This window comes from Blastococcus sp. KM273128 (assembly GCF_021698975.1).
GTDB lineage: Bacteria > Actinomycetota > Actinomycetes > Mycobacteriales > Geodermatophilaceae > Blastococcus.
Genome location: NZ_SSXA01000149.1, coordinates 1 through 1,832 on the forward strand (window position 1 = coordinate 1; position 1,832 = coordinate 1,832).

Below are 1,832 nucleotides of genomic sequence, written 5' to 3' on the forward strand. Positions count from 1 at the left end.
GCGGGCCGCGGTGGCGTGTGCTCAGGCCAGGGAGAGGAACAGCTTCTCGAGCCGCGCGCGGTCGAGGGCGTCGCCGTTCTCGCCGGCGGTGATGCACTGCTCGAGGCCGGTGGCGATGATGGCGAACCCGGCCTTGTCGAGCGCCCGGGACACGGCGGCCAGCTGCGTGACGACGTCCTCGCAGTCGCGGCCGGCCTCCAGCATGCGGATCACGCCCGCGAGCTGACCCTCGGCGCGGCGCAGCCGCTTGACGACGTCGCCGACGACCTGGGTGTTCTCGAGCTGCATGGCCTCATCCTCTCGCGAGTCCCGGGAGCGATACCCCGCCGGGTACCGGGAGAGTCAGCACCGAGCGGTGCGCGTGCATTCCCCGGCGTCCCTGCCGCCGCCCGGTTCCGGGCCGGGCGATCCCGGCGTTGCGGAGGGGGCACCGGGGCACGAACGCCGTGCAGGTCCCCATCGCTGCGGCCACGCCGAGCACGGCGATCAGTGCCGGGAGCCGCGCACCGTCCGGCGCCTCCTGGACGAGCACGAAGGCGCCCATGGCCAGGACGAACCACCCGAACGCCCGGCGCAGCGCATCGGCCGGGATGCGGTCGACCAGCCGCGCCCCGAGCAGGCTCCCGACGACAGCGGCGACGGTGACCGCACCCACGAGGGCCCAGTCGATCGACACGGTGGCCAGGTGGCCGCTCAGCCCGGCGAAGGACTTCATGGCGATGACCAGCAAGGAGGTGCCCACGGCCACGCCCATCGGCAGCCCGCCGAGCAGGGCCAACGCCGGGACGACGAGGAAACCGCCACCCGCGCCGACCAGGCCGGTGACCAGTCCCACGACGACGCCGTCGAGCAGTACCCGACCCACGGGCAGTTCGGCGTGCGCCTTGGCCGGGTCGACGTCCTGGCGGCCGCGCAGCATGGCCACCGCGGTGGCGACCATCATCAGGGCGAAGGCGATCATCAGCAGTTGCCCGGGGAGGTGGCCGCCGACGAACCCGCCGGCCAGCGCGCCGGCCATGCCGGCCGCCCCGAAGAGCAGGCCGGTGCGCCAGCGGACGCGCCCGGCGCGGGCGTGGCCGACCACGCTCACCGCCGCGGTGACGCCGACGACCACGAGTGAGGCGGCGATCGCCTCCTTGGCGTCCATGCCGGCCACGTAGACCAGCAGCGGCACCATCAGGATCGAGCCGCCTCCGCCGAGCAGCCCGAGGGTGACTCCGACGACGACGGCCAGTGCGACGGTGAGCGCGATCAGCATCGGGTCACCGCTTCCGGGTCAGCTGGTCCAGCGCCGAGCCGGTGGCGCGGGCGCCCCGCTTGTTCCACGGCATCTTCGCCAGTGCCATGCCCATGGCGCAGGTGTTGGAGACGGCGGCGAAGACCAGCCCGCCGCCGACGAAGCCGGACAGCCACTTCGCCTTGGGGGCGACCGTGCTGCCCAGGATCCCGGCGACGACGAGGGACCCGGCGGCCAGGCGGACCTGGCGCTCGAGCTCCCAGCTCTGCCGGCCGCGGTTCACCGCGCCACCGGTCCTCTCCCAGTCCACGATGCCGCCGGAGAGGACGCTGGGCGAGGTGAGGCCGGCCGCCTGAAGCGCCTCCTGCGCCTGTCCCGCCCGGGCCCCGGAGCGGCAGACGAGGACGACGTCGTGGTGGTCGTCCAGGACCGTGCAGAGCTGGTCGAGCGAGCCCTTGAGCTCGTCGAGGGGGACGTTGACCGCGCCGGGGATGTGGCCGGCCTCGAACTCCGCCGGGGTCCGGACGTCGATCAGCGTGGGGTCCGGGTGGGAGCTGCTGCCGAGGCGCTCGACGAGGGTGGGGGCGTCGACGGT

3 protein-coding genes are annotated in these 1,832 nt (G+C 74.2%); all 3 read right to left on the reverse strand.

What is annotated here, in order from left to right; all coding sequences use genetic code 11:
* Window positions 1-21: 21 nt before the first annotated feature.
* Complete coding sequence (locus tag E9529_RS21315; protein WP_236833260.1) at window positions 22-288, reverse strand: metal-sensitive transcriptional regulator; 267 nt, start codon at window positions 286-288, stop codon at window positions 22-24.
* 4 nt (window positions 289-292) lie between these two features.
* The gene (locus E9529_RS21320) at window positions 293-1,258 is read right to left on the reverse strand and encodes a sulfite exporter TauE/SafE family protein (protein ID WP_236833261.1); all 966 of its coding nucleotides are present in this window, start codon (window positions 1,256-1,258) and stop codon (window positions 293-295) included.
* A 4-nt stretch (window positions 1,259-1,262) separates the two neighbouring features.
* A partial coding sequence (locus tag E9529_RS21325; RefSeq protein WP_236833262.1) for a rhodanese-like domain-containing protein occupies window positions 1,263-1,832 on the reverse strand: 570 nt, incomplete at its 5' end.